We start from the raw sequence: 16,781 nt of genomic DNA on the forward strand, positions 1-16,781 counted from the left end.
CGGTTAGGCGGCTAATGCCAGATGGCGGCGAGGATTCGCTGGGCGGCCAGCGCGGGGGTCAGCTCACCGCGCAGCACCTGCTGTTCGACGTCGGTGCGCACCTCGCGCACCGACGCATCCGCCAACGCCCGCTCCAGCACCGCATCGGCCACCAACTGCCGGGTCCAGTCCACCTGCTGGGCGCGCCTCCTGGCATCGAACTCGCCGGCGTCGATCAGCGTCTGGCGATGCCGCTCGACGGTGTCCCAGAATTCCGCCAGCCCGGTGCCCTCGATCGCGCTCATCGTCAAAACCGGGGGGCGCCAAAGGGTTTCACGCGGATAAATGAGCCGGATCGCGGCCGACAGCTCTCGTGCGGCCATCCGCGCCTCGGGCAGGTGTTCGCCGTCGGCCTTGTTGACCACCACGACGTCGGCCAGCTCCAGCACGCCCTTTTTGATGCCCTGCAACTGATCGCCGGTGCGGGCCAGGGTCAAGAAAACGAAGGTGTCGACCATGCCGGCCACCGTCACCTCGGACTGGCCGACGCCGACGGTTTCGATCAGGATCACATCGAAGCCGGCGGCCTCCAGCAGCACCACGGTCTCCCGGGTGGCCTTGGCGACCCCGCCCAGGGTGCCCGACGTCGGTGAAGGACGGATGTAGGCGTCCGGGTGCGCGGCCAGCCGCTGCATCCGGGTCTTGTCGCCCAGGATCGAACCGCCGGTACGCGTCGACGACGGGTCCACCGCCAGCACCGCCACCCGGTGCCCGTGCTCGATGAGGTGCATCCCGAGCGCCTCGATGGTGGTCGACTTGCCGACCCCGGGCACGCCGGTGATGCCTACCCGGCGGGCACCGCCGGCGGCCGGCAACAGCGCCAGCAGCAGTTCCTGGGCCTGCTGGCGGTGGTCGGCGCGGGTGGACTCGACCAGGGTGATGGCCCGCGGCAGCACCGAGCGATCACCGGACCGCACCGCTGCCGCCAACGCCGCGACGGTGTCGCCCATGCTGGCGGCCATCTATCTCGGGTCGGCGACCGGTCCGCCCGGCTCGCCGAGCTCGTAGCCACACCGCGACGCGAGCGTGTGCAGCAGGCCCACCGCGGCGTCGGCGATCACCGTGCCCGGCGGGAAGATCGCGGTCGCCCCCGCGGCATAGAGCTCGTCGAAATCGCCGGGCGGGATGACCCCACCGACGACGATCATGATGTCGGGCCGGCCCGCCTCGGCCAGCGCGTCGCGCAGCGCCGGCACCAAGGTCAGGTGACCGGCGGCCAGTGAGGACACCCCGACCACGTGCACGTCGTTGTCGGCGGCCTGCCGGGCGACCTCGTCGGGGGTGGAGAACAGCGCGCCGACGTCGACGTCGAAACCGATATCGGCGAACGCGGTGGCGATCACCTTCTGGCCCCGGTCGTGCCCGTCTTGACCCATCTTGGCGATCAGGATCCGGGGCCGGCGGCCGTCGGCTTCGGCGAACTTCTCCACCAGGGCGGTTGCGCTAGAGATGTTGCTGCCCTTCCCGACTTCATCACGGTAGACGCCAGCGATGGTACGGATCTCGGCCTGGTGGCGCCCGTAGACCTTCTCCAGGGCGTCGGAGATCTCCCCGAGCGTGGCCTTGGCCCGGGCGGCGTTGATGGCCAGCGCCAGCAGGTTGTTGCCCAGCCCGTCCTCCCCCGCCGTCCCGGTACTACCGGCCGCCCGGGTCAGCTCGGCCAGCGCTGCCTGGCAGGCCGCCTCGTCGCGCTCGGCGCGCAGCTTCTCGAGTTTGGCCAGCTGTTCGGCACGCACCCGGCTGTTTTCGACCTTGAGCACCTCGATCTCGGTGTCCTCGGCGACCTGGTACTTGTTGACGCCGATCAGCGGCTGGCGCCCGGAGTCGATCCGGGCCTGGGTGCGGGCAGCGGCCTCCTCGATGCGCAACTTGGGGATGCCGTCGCTGATGGCTTGGGCCATCCCGCCGTGCTGGGCCACTTCCTCGATGTGGGCGCGGGCGCGCTGCGCCAGCTGGTGGGTCAGCCACTCCACGTAATAGGAGCCGCCCCAGGGGTCGATCGGCCGGGTGGTGCCCGACTCCTGCTGCAGCAGCAGCTGGGTGTTGCGGGCGATGCGGGCGGAGAAGTCGGTGGGCAGCGCCAGCGCCTCGTCGAGGGCGTTGGTGTGCAGCGACTGAGTGTGGCCCTGGGTGGCGGCCATCGCCTCGATGCAGGTGCGAGCCACGTTGTTGTACACGTCCTGGGCGGTCAGCGACCATCCGGAGGTCTGCGAATGTGTGCGCAGCGACAGCGATTTGGCATTCTTCGGGTTGAACTGCGCGACCAGCTCACTCCACAGCAGCCGGCCCGCACGCAGCTTGGCGACCTCCATGAAGAAGTTCATCCCGATGCCCCAGAAGAACGACAGCCGGGGCGCGAACTTGTCGATGTCCAAACCGGCGTCCAGGCCGGCCTTGATGTAGTCCACCCCGTCGGCCAGCGTGTAGGCCAGCTCCAGATCCGCGGTGGCACCGGCTTCTTGGATGTGGTAGCCCGAGATCGAGATCGAGTTGAACTTGGGCATTTTGGCGCTGGTGTAGCCGAAGATGTCGGAGATGATCCGCATCGACGGCTTGGGCGGATAGATGTAGGTGTTGCGGACCATGAACTCTTTGAGGATGTCGTTCTGGATGGTGCCGGCCAGCTTCTCCGGCGGCACCCCCTGTTCCTCGGCGGCCACCACGTACAGCGCCAGGATCGGCAGCACCGCGCCGTTCATGGTCATCGACACGCTGACCGCGCTCAGGTCGATGCCGTCGAACAGCTGTCGCATGTCGAGGATGGAATCGATTGCCACCCCGGCCATTCCGACGTCGCCCTGCACTCGCGGGTGGTCGGAGTCGTAGCCGCGGTGGGTGGCCAGGTCGAACGCCACCGACAACCCCTTCTGCCCGGCGGCGAGGTTGCGCCGGTAGAACGCGTTGGAGTCCGCGGCCGTGGAGAACCCGGCGTACTGGCGGATCGTCCAGGGCTGGTTGACGTACATCGTCGGGTAGGGCCCGCGGACGAAGGGTGCTTCGCCGGGGAAGCTGTCCAGCGGGTAGCCGTCGGCGACCGCGGCGGCCCGGTCGGCGGCGGTGTACACCGGCTTGACGGCGATACCTTCCGGGGTGTGCCACTGGAGTTGCTCGGGGGTGTAGCCGTGCGCAGCCGCCGCGGCCGCGACGTGCGCGGCGACGGCGCCCTCGGTCACCGGATCGGTGCGGCGATCGCCGTGTAGCGCAACGTCGGCGAAGCTGCCGATGGTGCCGGGTGAGGTGCTGGTGGTCATGGCGCTCAAGCCCCCAATCGGGTCAGTAAGTCCGACAATGCCTGCACCGCATCGATTTTCATGGTCAGGTAGTCGTCCGGCTGTGGATCGGTGTCGGGGTTGCCGGCCAGGGCCTTCGCCGGGCCGGCCAGGTAGACCCTGCTGACTCCGGCGGCACGGGCCGCGGCGATGACCCCGGCGGCCTCGGCTGCGTAGCGCGCGTCGCTCCCGCACAGCACCGCCACCGTCAAGCCGGCCTCGGCGACCGCGGCTGCCACACCGGCAGCGTCCACCGGCCCCGGGTTGATCGCCTCGATACCGCCGGAGGCCAACAGGTTGGCGGCGAACGTCGTCCGGATGTTGTGTTCGGCCATCGGGCCCAACGGCAATAGCAGCACCTGCGGCCGGGCGCCGGTGGCGGCCAGGTGGGCGTCGGAGCGGTCGCGCAGGGCCTCGAACTGCGCCGCATAGCGCCGCAATCCCGGGGGGCCGTCCGCGGCCGCCGACGGCGGCAACGGCGGCTCAGCCAGATTCGGGTACTCGTTGACGCCGGTGATGGCGCTGCGCCGGTGCGCGATGTCGTCGGCGCGCGCAGCGGCGACGGTCGCGATCCGCTCGGCGAGGTGGTCCCGCGCGGCCTCGAAACCGCCTAGTGCTGCATGCTTTTCGAGCTCCTGGAACAGCCGCCACGCCTGCTGCGCCAGTTGCTCGGTGAGGTCTTCGACGAACCACGATCCGCCGGCCGGGTCCAGCACCTGGCCCAGGTGCGACTCCTCCAGCAACAACAGCTGGGTGTTACGCGCGATGCGCCGGGAGAAGGTGGGCGAGGCCCCCGGCTGACCGCCGGGAATCGCGACGTCGAACGGCCACACCATCACGGTGTCGGCGCCACCCACCCCGGCTCCGAACGCGGCGAGCGTGGTGCGCAGCATGTTCACCCACGGGTCGCGTTGGGTCATCATCGCCCGTGAGGTCTCGGCGTGGACGATCGCGGCGCCGGACTCCGGCGCCCCGGCCACCTCGGCCACCCGCGCCCACAGCCGGCGCGCCGCCCGGATCTTGGCGATGGTCATGAACTGGTCGTCGTCGGCGGCGAGCCGGAAGCTGATCTGGCGGGCCGCGTCGGCGACCGACAGTCCGGCGTCGGTGAGCACCCGCAGGTAGGCCACCGCGGCGGCCAGCACGCCGGCCAGCTCCTCGATCGCACCGGCGCCCAGGTTGTGCAACACCGGGCCGTTGACCGCGATCGCCCGCACGCCGCGCTGACCGGCGGCGCGCGTCGCCGCCGCGATCACCTCGTCGATCGTCGGGGCCGGCCGAGCTGCCAGCGGCGCGGTGAGTGGATCGGCACCTAGATCCACCGACAGATTGGCCCGGTCGTTCGGGTCGAGGCCGTCGATCAGCGCCAGCATCGCCTCAGCGGCGGTGGCGTAATCGCCGGTCCCCGCTCCATCGAGGAGCACCGGGACCAGTCCCAGATAGACGTCGTCGAAGGCTCGCCGCAGCTCGCCGGCCGGCACTCCGCCGGGGCTTTGCGGTGGTCCCAGCGTCGCCTGTCCTTCGTCGAGCCTCGCTGAACCACCGGGCCTATGCGGTGGTCCCAGCTTCGCCTCTCCTTCGTCGAGCCTCGCTGAACCACCGTCGCCGACCCGCAGCACCAGCGCACTGACCCCTTCGGTCAGCGCACCCAGGATGGCGCCGTTGGTGTCGGCGGCCGACACCAAACCGTTGGCCGGGAAGACCTCGGCGACCTTCCAGCCGCTGTTGACGTCGCGCAGGGCGTCGGCGCCGCGCACGTAGGGCCAGCTGCCCGGCAGCGGCGGCTCCGGCAGCGCGTCGAAAGCGGTGTAGAGCGCGCGGATCGTGAAATCGCCCGCCACCGGGGTGTCCAACAGCCGCTCGGGCTCACCGCCGGTCTCGGAGTCGATATCGGCGGGCTCGCGGCGCGAACTCTTGGCCAGCACCCCGGCCACCGCGGCGCGCCAGCGGGCGCGGGCCTGCTCCAGGCCGGCGGGTTCGGCGGACACGTCGATTGACACCGGCGGCTCCTGTGGTTACTCATGAGTAGCAGTTGGATCGCTACCCGACACGTGTTCACCAGGCTAAATGATGCCGATCGGCGGGTGCGGCCGAGGTGCGCCGAGCGCAGAAACGCCCACGGTGCGACGCATGGTGTTAACCATCGGCCCGTACCCTTGAGCCTCGTGAAGTCCGCCGCGACCGGAATCCCGCAGGCGCTGCGCAGCGCATGGCCGGCGCTGGTGGCCACCGCTCGCCAAGTCGCGGTGTGGCGGTTGGCTTTGACCACCGCGGTGATCGTGGCCGTGGTCGCGGTGGCGCTGCTGGTTCCGGTACCCACCGCCGTGCAGTTGCGCGACTGGGCGCAGACGCTCGGCCCGTGGTTTCCGCTGGCCTTTCTGGCCGCGCACACCGTGGTCACCGTGTTCCCGTTTCCCCGGACCGCGTTCACCCTGGCCGCCGGCCTGCTGTTCGGGCCGTGGCTTGGTGTCGTCCTGGCGGTGGCGGCCAGCGCGCTCAGCGCCGTGGCGGTGCTGGTCCTGATGCGGGTATTCGGCTGGCAGCTGAGCCGGGTGGTGCGCCATCCGCGGATGCACTCCCTCGATGCCCGGCTGCGGCAGCGCGGCTGGCCGGCGGTGGTGTCGCTGCGGCTGATTCCGGCCATCCCGTTCTCGGTGATCAACTACGCGGCCGGCGCGTCGGCGGTGCGGCTGCTGCCCTATACGGTGGCCACCCTGATCGGCTTGCTGCCGGGCACCGCCGCGGTGGTGGTGCTCGGCGACGCCCTCACCGGCGATGTGAGCCCGCTGCTGTTCGCGGTGTCGGCGTGCACCGCCGCGGTCGGGGTGGCGTTGCTGATCTACGAGGTGCGCACCCACCGTCGGCATCCGGGCGCGACAGCGGCCGCGGTGCCCGCTGAACCCGCCGAACCGGCGGTGACCTGCTGACTATGTCCGTCCTCGTCGACACCGCCAGCCGCCTACTGCGGTCGCGGTGGCTGGTGCGGGCGCCGATCTGGCTGTATCGGGCACGCCTCGGCGGGCTGCTCGGTGGGCGGCTGCTGATGCTCGAACACGTCGGCCGCAAGAGCGGCGCCCGCCGCCACGTCGTGCTGGAAGTCGTGGAGCACCCGCAGGCCCACCGCTACATCGTCGCGTCGGGTTTCGGCGACCGCGCCCAATGGTTCCGCAACATCACCGCCAATCCCCGGGTGCGGGTCTACGCGGGCAGCCGCCGACCCGCACCGGCCACCGCCCGGGTGCTCGGCCAACATGAGGCCGACCGGGTGCTAGGCGACTACATCCAGCGCCATCCCCGCACCTGGGAACGGTTCAGCGCGGTGCTCGAACAGACGCTGGGCGAGCCGGTGACGGCGACCGATACCGCTCTGCCGATGGTCGAGCTGCAGCTGGACCGCTGACAGCCGCCGCGTCAGCGGGCCAGCAGGCGTGCTGCTTCGGCGGTGAGCCCGGCCATGATGTCGCCGGCCGGGGCGCTGGGCCCGATCAACCCGGCGGCCTGGCCGACGGTGACGTTGGCGGTGCGGTAGTCGGCTTCGGCGACGGCCTGCCGGTACTGCGCGGCGACCGGGTCGCCCGCGGCCGCCAGGTCGGCTTCAGCGCCGTGCCAGCGGTCGGTGAAGGCGTTGCGCAGGACGCTCATGGTGTGCCCGGCCGGCCACCGGTAGCCGCGGATCACGTCGTACACACCGGTGCGGCAGGTGCTGTCGCCGGTGGCGGCCGCGACCGTCTCGCGCGCCGCGGGGGTGGTCAGTGCTTCGGCTGCGGTGTAGAACAGGCTGCCGCACAGCACCCCGGACGCGCCGAGCATCAGCGCCGCGGCCAGCCCCCTCCCGTCGGCGATGCCCCCGGCGGCCAGCACTGGAACCGTGGAGTCCCGGGCGGCGACCAGGTCGACGATCTCGGGCACCAGCGTCATGGTGGTGCGGCAGCCGAAACCGTGCCCGCCGGCCTCGATGCCCTGTGCCACCAGCACGTCGGCGCCGCAGCCGAGCGCGCGGTCAGCCTGGCCGAGATCCTGAACCTGGCAGATCAGCCGGGCGCCCGAATCCCGGACCGCCGCAGCAAACGGTGCCGGATCGCCGAAGGACAGCATGACCGCCGCCGGGCGGTAGCTCAGCGCCACGTCCAGCAGGGCCGGTTGTTCGGCCAGTGCCCAGGTGATGAACCCGCAGCCCACCCGGGCGTCACCGGCCCGGTCGAATTCGCGTCGCAGCCAGCCTTCGTCGCCGTAGGCGCCGCCGATCAGGCCCAGCCCGCCCGCGGCGCTCACCGCCGCCGCAAGGTAGCCGCCGGCGGCGTCGGCCATCGGCGCGGACACCACCGGATGCTCGACATCGAGCAGGGCGGTGAATGCGGTGGAAAGTGCGCTGGCAAACAACACGAATGCCTCCCCAATCCGGCAACAATTCGGTGTAAAGCGGTGCACATATATCCGGGGAAAACCGGTGCCGGAGTTAAAGTATTCCCCAGTGCCAGGTGCGGCCGCAGCACAATTTCTCGCAGCTGCTCGACGGATTGAAGGGACGGGATCAATGGCTGATCGAAGCGCCGCGGTGCGCAAGTATTTGACCGAAATGATCGGCACGTTTGTTTTCATGTTCGCGGTGATCGGCATCGTATTGTCCGGCACCGAATGCGTTGCCGCCACCGCACTGGGCATCGGCTCGGTGCTGATGGTGATGGTGTATGCCAGCGGCCACATCTCCGGCGGCCACCTGAACCCGGCGGTCTCCATCGCCGCGTATTTGCGCGGCGCCCTGCCGTTGGGGGATCTGGGACCCTACATCGTTGCCCAGTTGGTCGGTGCCCTCGCCGCCTTCGGCGTGGGATTCGGGCTGTGGCATGACAAGTACTCGACCGGGACTCTTGACCTGAGCGGCACGATCTGGCCGGCATTCCTCGCCGAGCTGATATTCACCTTCGCGCTGTGCTACATCGTGCTGCACACCGCGACCAGCAAAGACAGCGCCGGCAACAGCTTCTACGGTCTGGCGATCGGGTTCATCGTGACCGTCGGCGTGGTGGCGGTCGGCGCCATCTCCGGCGCCGCGTTCAACCCGGCGATCACCTTCGGGTTGATGCTGTCGGGCATCTTCGCCTGGAAATTCCTGTGGGTCTACGTTCTCGCCCAGGTGCTCGGCGCGGTCGTGGCCGCCTACGCCTACAAGGCGACCAGCCTCGACGAGCACTCGCACGCCCGTAAGGGTTAAGCCGCCGATCCCAGGGCCCGTACCCCGCCGCCGGCGGTGTGCGGGCCCTGAACCGTCATCACCGCGAACACCGCCGCCAGCAGCGCTGCCGGCACGGTGTTCGCCGCGCGGTTGCGGACCCGCAGGTGAATGCCGAGCGCGGTGGCGAAATACAGCGTCAACGCCGCGGTGGTGGCCCGCGCGACACCCGGGAAGCGGAACACCGAGGCCAGGCCCAGCGCGGTGGCGGCCTTGGCCACCGGTACCGCCGAGCGCAGGCCGGGCGGGATCCGCATGGCGTCCATGTTCGCCGCGACGTAGGGCACCGGGATCGCCGATACCGCCGCATCACCGGCCAGAAACACCGCCAGCGCCGCGTACGTCGGGCGCGCGGTCAGCACGCTCACGCCATGCCGGGGTCGAGCTGCGGCGGCAGCATCGCGCCCTCGACCGGCTTACGCGCATCGGCCTCGGCCTTGGCGACCGCCTGGGCGATCGCCGGGTCGGTCTGGGTGGTGAACCAGTCGGCGACCTCGTCGCTGTCGTCCTCCGGGCGAGCGGGAGTCTCGTCGACGGGCGAGGGCTGGTAGCGGAAGACGCCGTCCTCGCCGGGGGCACCGAGCAGCTTGGTGAAGCCCTGCAGGGCGGTGCCGAAATCGCTGGGCACCACCCATACCTTGTTGGCCTCGCCGCGGGCCATCTCCGGCAGCACCTGCAGGTACTGGTAGGCCAACAGTTCCGGGGTCGGCCGGCCGGCCTTGATCGCGGCGAACGTCTTCTCGATCGCCTTGGCCTGCCCCTGGGCCTGCAGGTAGGCCGCAGCCCGCTCACCCTGGGCCCGCAGCATCCGGGATTGCCGGTCGGCCTCGGCGGCCAGGATCGCCGCCTGCTTGGCGCCCTCGGCGGTGAGGATCTCGGCCTGCTTCTCCCCCTCGGCCTGCTTGATCGCGGCCTCCCGCTGGCCTTCGGCGGTCAGGATCATCGCCCGCTTCTCCCGGTCGGCCTTCATCTGCTTCTCCATCGACGCCTGAATCGACGGCGGCGGATCGATGCTGCGCAGCTCCACCCGGGCCACCCGTAGGCCCCAGCGGCCGGTCGCCTCGTCGAGCACGCCGCGCAGCTGGCTGTTGATCACCTCGCGCGAGGTCAGGGTCTGCTCCAGCGTCATCCCGCCGACCACGTTGCGCAGGGTGGTGGTGGTCAGCTGCTCGACGCCGACGATGTAGTTGCTGATCTCATAGACCGCCGCTTTGGGGTTGGTGACCTGGAAATAGACGACGGTGTCGATGTTCAGTGTCAGGTTGTCCTCGGTGATCACCGGCTGCGGCGGGAACGACACCACCCGCTCACGCAGGTCGATGCGGGCGCGCACCCGGTCGATGAAGGGCACCAGCAGGGTCAACTGGCCACTGACCGTGCGGCTGTAGCGGCCCAGCCGTTCGATCACCGCCGCCTCGGCCTGCGGAATCAGCGCGACCGACTTGGCCACCACGATCGCCGCGAACACCACCAGGACCGCTAGCAGCACCAGGCCGGTCGTAGCGCCTTCCATGAGCACTCCCTTTCTCTACAGGACCTTGCCGACCACCGCGGTGGCCCCGTCGATATGCATCACCGTGACGTGTTCGCCCGGCTCGAAGACGTCGCCGTCGACCAGGGGGCGCGCCGTCCACACCTCACCGTCGAGCTTCACCTGGCCGCCGTGTTGCTCGACGCGGTCGAGCACCAGAGCGGTCTTACCCTGCAAGGCCCGCACCCCCGTCTCGGCGCCCACCCCGGACCACAGCCGGCGTCGCAGGGCCGGGCGTACCAGCACCAGCAGCAGCACCGAGACCACCAGGAACACCGCGCCGTCGGTCCAGACGGGCAGATCCGTCAGCCAGCTGACCCCGGCCGCCGACAGCGCACCGCCCGACAGCATCAACAAGAACATGTCGCCGGTGAGCGCCTCGGCACCGGCAAGCCCAAGTGCGAAGACCAACCAGACCAGCGCAGCCGACATGCGGCCAGGATAAAGCGTGTCGAACGATGGTGCGTGTTCGCACCGCCCATCTCGGGCGTCGTCGGTTCAGGCTGCGGGTGCGGCGTGAACGTCGGTTCCCGCTTCAACCAGGCTGGTTTCACCGGCACACGAAGGGTGCCCCAGTCGCACGACTTCACCGTCGGCTGGTCGTCAGCGCCGAACCACTTCCTCCGCTGGTGCCGCGTCGGCCTCTGGGCGAAAGCGCTCACCGCGGCACGCGGCAAGGTTCGCTCGCAGACCGGCCGCCCGTCGGCGGCCCTGACGCTGCTGTGGTCGACTCTCCCCCGCACGCAGGTGGGACTCTCCCCCGCAAGGGGCGTACCCCGACCCGCGTCAAGGCATCCCCGCTGGCCGGCCCGCGCGGCTTTGACGATGCCCCGAAGGTTGAGGCGACCGTGGCCGAGGCAGCCACCAAAGCCGGGATACGCATCGACATCAGGTCTGGACCCGAAACCCGCGACCGGGTTCTGGGCCCAGCCCCGCCGCTGGGCAGCCGAACCCACAACCGGCTCGATCAACCACTGTCGGCGTATGGGTCGCCAACACGAAGCCACCCTCGAAGAACGCGAGGGCTTCCGCTACGTCAGCCAGATCACGCAGCTTCTACACCGACTCGACCGCACCTAGTCGTTCGACACGCTTTAGCTCGCGCGCACTCGAAACCGGGCGCAGCAGGGGGCATCCGGTGGACAACTACACTGCGTTGCATTATGTGGTGCCCGAGTGTCTCCCTGTCGGTGTGGGCCAACGCCTGGCTCGCCGGCCGGGCCGCGCCCGACGACGTATTGGACGCACTATCGGCCTGGGCGCCAGTGCAATCGGTGGCCGCCTATGACGCGATCAGCATCGGCGAGGCCGGTCTGCGCTGGTCCGGCGCACCCGACGGCGGTGCGGCGTCGCTGCTGCAGGTGGTGCGCGGCGCGGCGGCGCCCGGCGCCGGTTCCCGTATCCACCCGGTGTTTCCGGTACCGGGCGATGTGCGCGGGCTGCCGGCCGGAACCCTGTTCGCGCGGGAAGCGATCCTGGCCGGTGAGGCGGTGCTCATCGGGTCGTCTGACGCTTCCCCACCGGTCGGGCTGGTGCCGGCCTATCTGGAGGACGCCGACTCCCCCGACGTCGCCGAATTGTGTTGGACGGCTTTCCCGCTGACCAGCGTGCCGGTGGCCGAGCAGCACGATCTGGGTGACGCCGAGTACGCGTTGCGCTCGGCGGTGCGCACAGCCGCCGAAGCCTTGGGGTCCACCGGTTCGCGGTGGGCCGACTACGGTGTCGAGGACCCGCGGCTTCGGGTCGAGCAGATGATGGAAGCCATGCTGTTGCACCGCATTCCGGATCATGCGCCGACCCGCGCGGTACGGGTGCTGCACAGCGCCGCCCACGTCGAGGCGATCATCGCGGTCAGCGCCGATCTGCTGACCGCCAGCGCGCACTCGTCGGCAGCGGCGCAGCGCGCCGTGGATGCGGTGCAGCCGCTGTCGGCGACGGTGCGTTCGTCGCGCAGCGCCGCGGTGAGCGCGATCCTGCACTCGGCCTGGCGCGATTAGCGCGCGGGCGCCACGTCGGCGATGCAATGCGAGGACCCGCAGCGCGCCCCGTTGACACCGAATCCGCAGCCCAGTGCTGCGCCGCCGGCGACACGTTCGGGTCTGCCGCCGTCGCGCAGTTCCTCGATGAGTCCACGCGCCAGCCGCGCCAAGCGGCGGTCGGCGTTCGGGGTGCTGGCGCGCGCGTAGGCGATGCCGGCGGCCTGGGCCTGCAACCGCACTTCGTGATCGAGGTCCCAGATCACCTCGATGTTGTCGCTGAGGAATCCGATCGGGCACACGATCACCGCGGGCACCCCCGCCTCGGCCAGGGCAGTCAGGTGGTCTTCGACGTCGGGCTCCAGCCAGGGCACCTGTGGCGGCCCGGAGCGCGACTGCCACACCTGGTCGTAGTCGGGGTATCCCGCCGCGGCGGCGACCAGGGCCGTGGCGTGGGCGACCTGGCTGCTGTAGAGCCGCGGGCCGTAGCGTTCGTCGGCGGCCACCGGGATCGAGTGCGCGGTGAACACCAGGCGGGCGGTGTCGCGCAGGCCGGCCGGCAAGGTGTCGGCGGCGGCCGCGATCGCCTCGGCGAACATCGCCACGAACAACGGATGGTCGAAGTACTGGCGCAGCTTCACCAATTCGGGGGCCCGCTCCCCGACCGCCTGCCGCGCGCGGGTGATGTCTTCCGAATACTGATCGCACCCCGAATAGCCGCCCCAGGCCGAGGTCGCGAAGACCGCGGCGCGCCGGACCCCGTCGGCGGCCATCCGGGCGACGACGTCCTCGACGTAGGGCTCCCAGTTACGGTTGCCGAAATACACCGGCAGGCCCGGCATTTCGGCACGCAGTGCGTCAGCCAGCTCGCGGTTGATCCCGTTGATCGGCGACACCCCGCCGAAATGCAGGTAGTGGTCGGCGACGGCGTCGAGCCGGGCCGATGGCACGCCGCGCCCCCGGGTGACGTTCTCCAGGAACGGCCGGACCTGCTCGGGCCCTTCGGGTCCGCCGAAAGAGAGGAGTAAGACCGCGCCTACCTCCATCCCCGTCCTATCTACAGCAACTGGGTGTGGGCGCCGCCGTCGGCGTAGACGACCGTGCCGGTGGTGGCGGGAAGCCAGTCCGACAGCAGCGCGCACACGGTCTTGGCCACCGGGGTGGGGTCCTTCATGTCCCAGCCGACCGGGGCGCGCTGGTCCCAGCCCTCCTCGAGCAGCCGAATCTGCTCACCGGCGCCCTCGCCCAGCGCACCACCGACGATCGCACTCATCGCCAACGTCCGGATCGGCCCGGCCGCAACGAGATTCGACCGCACTCCGTGCGGGCCCGCCTCACGCGCGACGAAGCGGTTCACCGACTCCAGCGCGCTCTTGGCCACCGTCATCCAGTTGTAGGCCGGCATCGCCCGCGTCGGGTCGAAGTCCATCCCGACGATCGATCCGCCCGGCTTCATGATCGGCAGCGTCGCCTTGGCCAGTGAGGCGTAGGAGTAGGCGGAGATGTGAATGCCCTTGGCGACGTCCTCGTAGGGGGCGTCGAAGAACGGGTTGACGCCCATCCCGGTCTGCGGCATGAACCCGATCGAGTGCACCACGCCGTCGAGCTTGTTGCCCTCCCCGATCACCTCGGTGATCCGGTCGGCCAGGGTGTCGAGGTGTTCGGTGTTCTGCACGTCGAGCTCGAGCAGCGGGGCGGGCTCGGGGAGCCGGTCGATGATGCGCTGGATCAGCCGCAGCCGATCGAAGCCGGTGCAGACCAGCTGCGCGCCCGCCTCCTGGGCCACCTTGGCGATGTGAAAGGCGATGGAGGAGTCGGTGATGATCCCGGTGACCAGGATCCGCTTGCCGTCGAGAATGCCTGCCATGAAAAGTCCTTATCTCTCAGTGGCCCTCAGTGGCCCATGCCCATGCCGCCGTCGACCGGGATGACCGCACCGGCGATATAACTGGCGTCCTCGGACGCCAGGAAGCTGACCGCGCCGGCGACCTCCTCGGCGGTGCCGACGCGCTTGGCCGGGATGAACTCCAGTGCCCCGGCCTGGATCCGCTCATCGAGCGCCCGGGTCATCTCGGTGTCGATGTAGCCGGGTGCGACGACGTTGGCGGTGACGCCCGCCTTGGACAACTCGCGGGAGATCGAGCGGGCCATGCCGATCAGACCCGCCTTGGCGGCCGCGTAATTGGCCTGGTTGCCGATGCCCCACATGCCCGAGACGGACCCGATGAAGATAATCCGGCCGAACCGCTTGCGCTGCATGCTGCGTGATGCGCGCTGCGCGACCCGGAATGCCCCGGTCAGGTTGGCGTTGATGACCTCTTCGAAGCGCTCCTCGGTCATCCGCATCAGAAAGGCGTCCTTGGAGATACCGGCGTTGGACACCAGCACCTCCACCGGGCCCTGGTGCTCCTCGACCTCCTTGAACGCCCGGTCGACGGCGTCGTTGTCGGTCACGTCGCACACCACCCCGAACAGGCCCTCGGGGGCCCCGGAGCCCCGGTGGGTCACCGCGACTTTGTGCCCGTCGGCGGCCAGTCGCTGAGCGATCGCCAACCCGATGCCCCGGTTTCCGCCGGTGACCAGCACCGAGCGGGAGACGAATGGCGGCTTGACGGGGTTTTCTGCAGCATCTGTCACCCGGTCAACTTATCGGACCAACGCGTTGACTCTGCGCTGAGGGCGCGAGCTACTCGTACTTCTGCGCCGTGCGCGCAGAGTCAACGGCCCGCTGATACCTCAGACCGGCAGCCGCCGGTTCAGCAGCACTGCTGCCAGCCCGGCCAGCGCCAGGATCAACGAGCCCAGGCGCAGCCAGCCGGTGGACGCGTCGCCGCGGATCGTCTCGTAACCGATCTGGTCCTGCAACGTGGCGTAGACCTCCTTGAGCTGCGCCAGGCTGGAGGCGGTGTAGGCGGTGCCGCCGGACAAGTCGGCGATCTTCTTCAGGGAGTCGTCATCGACCGGCACCGGCTGGCGTTGCTCGTTGATCTCGACGTAGCCGTACGGCGTACCGAACGAGATCGTCGAGACCGGCACCCCTTGGTCCTTGGCGGTGCGCGCCGCAGTGAACGCCCCCTTGGGGTTGTCCGGGTTGGACGGGACGGTCTCCTTGCCGTCGGAGAGCAACACGATGCGGGCCGGCGGGGGCGTGTCGCCGCCGCCGATCACCGCGCCCACCGTGGCGATCGCCTGCAGCGCGGTGAAGATGCCCTCGCCGGTGGCGGTCCGGTCGGCCAGTTGCAGCTTGTCGATCGCCGCCTTGGTGGCCTCGCGATTGGTGGTCGGCGAGGTCAGCACGGTGGCGGTGCCGGCGTAGGCGATCAGACCGAGGTTGATGCCGGCGGTCAGCTCGTCGGCGAACTGCTTGCCGGCCTCCTGCGCGGCGACCAGCCGGCTGGGCTCGACGTCGGTGGCCCGCATCGACTGCGACACGTCGATCACCAGCATCACCACCGCACGGTTGCGCGGGATCCGCACATCGTGGGTCGGGCCGGCCATCGCGACGGTGAACAGCAGCAGCGAGCTCACCAGCAGCACCGCCGACAGGTGCCGCCAGCGGGTCGGCGCCTTGGGTGCCACGCTCTCCAGCAGATCCATGTTGGCGAACCGCAGGATCCGCCGCTGCCGCGCCACCTGCATGAGGATGTACAGCGCGACCAGCCCCATGACGACGAACAAGAACAGGAAGAACCACGGGTGCGCGAAGCCCGACAACGTCATCGGCCCAAGGAGCGGCAATGTCATAGCAGACCTGTCTTTTGCATGCGGGTCGGAATCAGGGCATCCCCGCCAGCGCGCCGCGCCGGCGTGACTCGACGAATCGGACGATGTCGGCGATCCAGTCCCGGTCGGTACGCAGCGACAACAACGGCGCCCCGCAGCTGCGCAACGCGTGGGCGACGTCGGCGCGGGCGGCGGCGGCGGCCCGGGCGAAGTCGTCACGCAGTTTGGCGTCAATGGTGAACTCCCGGGTGACGCCGGATTCGGTGTCCTGCAGCACCACGTCGCCGACCTCGGGCAGCTCGACATCGCGCGGGTCGAGCACCTCGATGCCGAGCACCTCGTGGCGGGCGGCGATCGCGCGCAGCGGGCGCATCCAGTTGATCGGCCCGAGGAAGTCGCTGATCACGACCGCCATGCCGCGCCGCCGTTCGGGCCGGCGCAGGGCGTCGATGGCCGCCGCCAGGTCGCCGCGCACCCCGACCGGGGCCCGCGGAATGGTGGCGATGGTGCGCAGCAGTGTCTGCTCGTGGTTGCGCCCGGAACGCGCCGGCACCCGCACCACCCGCTCGCCGTTGGCCACCAACGCGCCCAGCCGGTTACCGCCGCCGCTGTTGAGGAAGATGATGGCCGCGGCCGCGGCCACCGCCAGATCACGCTTCTCGCAGGTCGACGTGCCGAAATCCATGCTGGCCGACATGTCGATCACCAGCCAGGTCTCCAGCTCCCGGTCGGCGATCATCTGGCGCACGTGCGGATGGGTGGTGCGCGCCGTGACCGACCAGTCCATCCGGCGCACATCGTCGCCGGGCTGATACAGCCGTGACTCGCCGGGCTCGGAGCCGGGGCCGGGGATCAAGCCGAGGTGATCACCGTGCAGCACCCCGTCGAGCTTGCGTTTGACGGTCAGCTCAAGGGTCCGCAGCGCCGCCGCCAGCTTGGGGTCGCGGATGTCGCCGCGCAGCATGGACGGCGGTGCGGTGCTGGTTCCCGGGTCTGGTGCGCCCTGCCCGGTG

General features: G+C 70.1%; 16 protein-coding genes. 4 read left to right on the forward strand and 12 right to left on the reverse strand.

Annotated features, from left to right (window positions below; genetic code table 11):
• Window positions 1-11: 11 nt before the first annotated feature.
• Genes meaB through A5694_RS05905 form a run of 3 tightly spaced genes read right to left on the reverse strand, consistent with a single transcriptional unit; the run spans window position 12 to window position 5,308 of the window.
• Complete coding sequence (gene meaB, locus A5694_RS05895) at window positions 12-1,001, reverse strand: methylmalonyl Co-A mutase-associated GTPase MeaB (RefSeq protein WP_064920900.1); 990 nt, start codon at window positions 999-1,001, stop codon at window positions 12-14.
• Window positions 1,002-3,290: a methylmalonyl-CoA mutase gene (scpA, locus tag A5694_RS05900; protein ID WP_064920901.1), complete on the reverse strand. Its 2,289-nt coding sequence runs from the start codon at window positions 3,288-3,290 to the stop codon at window positions 1,002-1,004. It lies immediately after the preceding gene.
• 5 nt (window positions 3,291-3,295) lie between these two features.
• Entirely contained in the window at window positions 3,296-5,308 is a 2,013-nt protein-coding gene (locus tag A5694_RS05905; RefSeq protein ID WP_064920902.1) for a methylmalonyl-CoA mutase family protein, read from the reverse strand.
• Between the two features lie 165 nt (window positions 5,309-5,473).
• On the opposite strand from A5694_RS05905, the gene A5694_RS05910 reads away from it, so the two are divergent.
• Complete coding sequence (locus A5694_RS05910; protein WP_082952524.1) at window positions 5,474-6,235, forward strand: TVP38/TMEM64 family protein; 762 nt, start codon at window positions 5,474-5,476, stop codon at window positions 6,233-6,235.
• A 2-nt stretch (window positions 6,236-6,237) separates the two neighbouring features.
• Window positions 6,238-6,708: a nitroreductase family deazaflavin-dependent oxidoreductase gene (locus A5694_RS05915; protein WP_064920903.1), complete on the forward strand. Its 471-nt coding sequence runs from the start codon at window positions 6,238-6,240 to the stop codon at window positions 6,706-6,708.
• An 11-nt stretch (window positions 6,709-6,719) separates the two neighbouring features.
• Here A5694_RS05915 and A5694_RS05920 read toward each other — a convergent pair whose 3' ends face one another.
• Window positions 6,720-7,616, reverse strand: a complete 897-nt coding sequence (locus A5694_RS05920) for an NAD(P)H-dependent flavin oxidoreductase (RefSeq protein WP_082952536.1) — start codon at window positions 7,614-7,616, stop codon at window positions 6,720-6,722.
• Window positions 7,617-7,842: 226 nt separating this feature from the next.
• Here A5694_RS05920 and A5694_RS05925 point away from each other — a divergent pair, with 226 nt between their 5' ends.
• Complete coding sequence (locus tag A5694_RS05925; protein ID WP_082952525.1) at window positions 7,843-8,520, forward strand: MIP/aquaporin family protein; 678 nt, start codon at window positions 7,843-7,845, stop codon at window positions 8,518-8,520.
• Here the strand turns inward: A5694_RS05925 and A5694_RS05930 are convergent.
• The 3 genes from A5694_RS05930 to A5694_RS05940 are packed head-to-tail and all read right to left on the reverse strand — an operon-like array spanning window position 8,517 to window position 10,501.
• Window positions 8,517-8,906 carry a DoxX family protein gene (locus A5694_RS05930; protein WP_064920905.1) on the reverse strand — a complete coding sequence of 130 codons (390 nt, stop codon included), beginning with the start codon at window positions 8,904-8,906 and terminating at the stop codon, window positions 8,517-8,519. The genes A5694_RS05925 and A5694_RS05930 overlap by 4 nt on opposite strands.
• Window positions 8,903-10,051: an SPFH domain-containing protein gene (locus A5694_RS05935; RefSeq protein ID WP_064920906.1), complete on the reverse strand. Its 1,149-nt coding sequence runs from the start codon at window positions 10,049-10,051 to the stop codon at window positions 8,903-8,905. The genes A5694_RS05930 and A5694_RS05935 overlap by 4 nt, the downstream gene beginning before the upstream one ends.
• Before the next feature lie 15 nt (window positions 10,052-10,066).
• Window positions 10,067-10,501 (reverse strand): NfeD family protein, encoded by a 435-nt coding sequence (locus A5694_RS05940; RefSeq protein WP_064920907.1) that lies wholly within the window; start codon window positions 10,499-10,501, stop codon window positions 10,067-10,069.
• A gap of 731 nt (window positions 10,502-11,232) precedes the next feature.
• On the opposite strand from A5694_RS05940, the gene A5694_RS05945 reads away from it, so the two are divergent.
• On the forward strand, window positions 11,233-12,066 hold the full coding sequence (locus tag A5694_RS05945; protein ID WP_064920908.1) for a hypothetical protein: 834 nt from the start codon (window positions 11,233-11,235) through the stop codon (window positions 12,064-12,066).
• On the opposite strand, the gene A5694_RS05950 is transcribed toward A5694_RS05945, so the two are convergent.
• The 5 genes from A5694_RS05950 to A5694_RS05970 all read right to left on the reverse strand — a co-directional run bounded on the left by A5694_RS05950 (window position 12,063) and on the right by A5694_RS05970 (window position 16,732).
• The gene (locus A5694_RS05950; protein WP_064920909.1) at window positions 12,063-13,091 is read right to left on the reverse strand and encodes a ferrochelatase; all 1,029 of its coding nucleotides are present in this window, start codon (window positions 13,089-13,091) and stop codon (window positions 12,063-12,065) included. The genes A5694_RS05945 and A5694_RS05950 overlap by 4 nt on opposite strands.
• Before the next feature lie 11 nt (window positions 13,092-13,102).
• Window positions 13,103-13,912 carry an NADH-dependent enoyl-ACP reductase InhA gene (gene inhA, locus A5694_RS05955; RefSeq protein WP_064920910.1) on the reverse strand — a complete coding sequence of 270 codons (810 nt, stop codon included), beginning with the start codon at window positions 13,910-13,912 and terminating at the stop codon, window positions 13,103-13,105.
• 26 nt (window positions 13,913-13,938) lie between these two features.
• Window positions 13,939-14,682 carry a 3-oxoacyl-ACP reductase FabG1 gene (fabG1, locus tag A5694_RS05960; protein WP_064920911.1) on the reverse strand — a complete coding sequence of 248 codons (744 nt, stop codon included), beginning with the start codon at window positions 14,680-14,682 and terminating at the stop codon, window positions 13,939-13,941.
• 99 nt (window positions 14,683-14,781) lie between these two features.
• On the reverse strand, window positions 14,782-15,789 hold the full coding sequence (locus A5694_RS05965) for a VWA domain-containing protein (RefSeq protein ID WP_064920912.1): 1,008 nt from the start codon (window positions 15,787-15,789) through the stop codon (window positions 14,782-14,784).
• 31 nt (window positions 15,790-15,820) lie between these two features.
• Window positions 15,821-16,732, reverse strand: a complete 912-nt coding sequence (locus A5694_RS05970) for a DUF58 domain-containing protein (RefSeq protein ID WP_064920953.1) — start codon at window positions 16,730-16,732, stop codon at window positions 15,821-15,823.
• Window positions 16,733-16,781: the final 49 nt, after the last annotated feature.

It is taken from the genome of Mycolicibacter sinensis (assembly GCF_001667945.1).
Taxonomy (GTDB): domain Bacteria; phylum Actinomycetota; class Actinomycetes; order Mycobacteriales; family Mycobacteriaceae; genus Mycobacterium; species Mycobacterium sinense_B.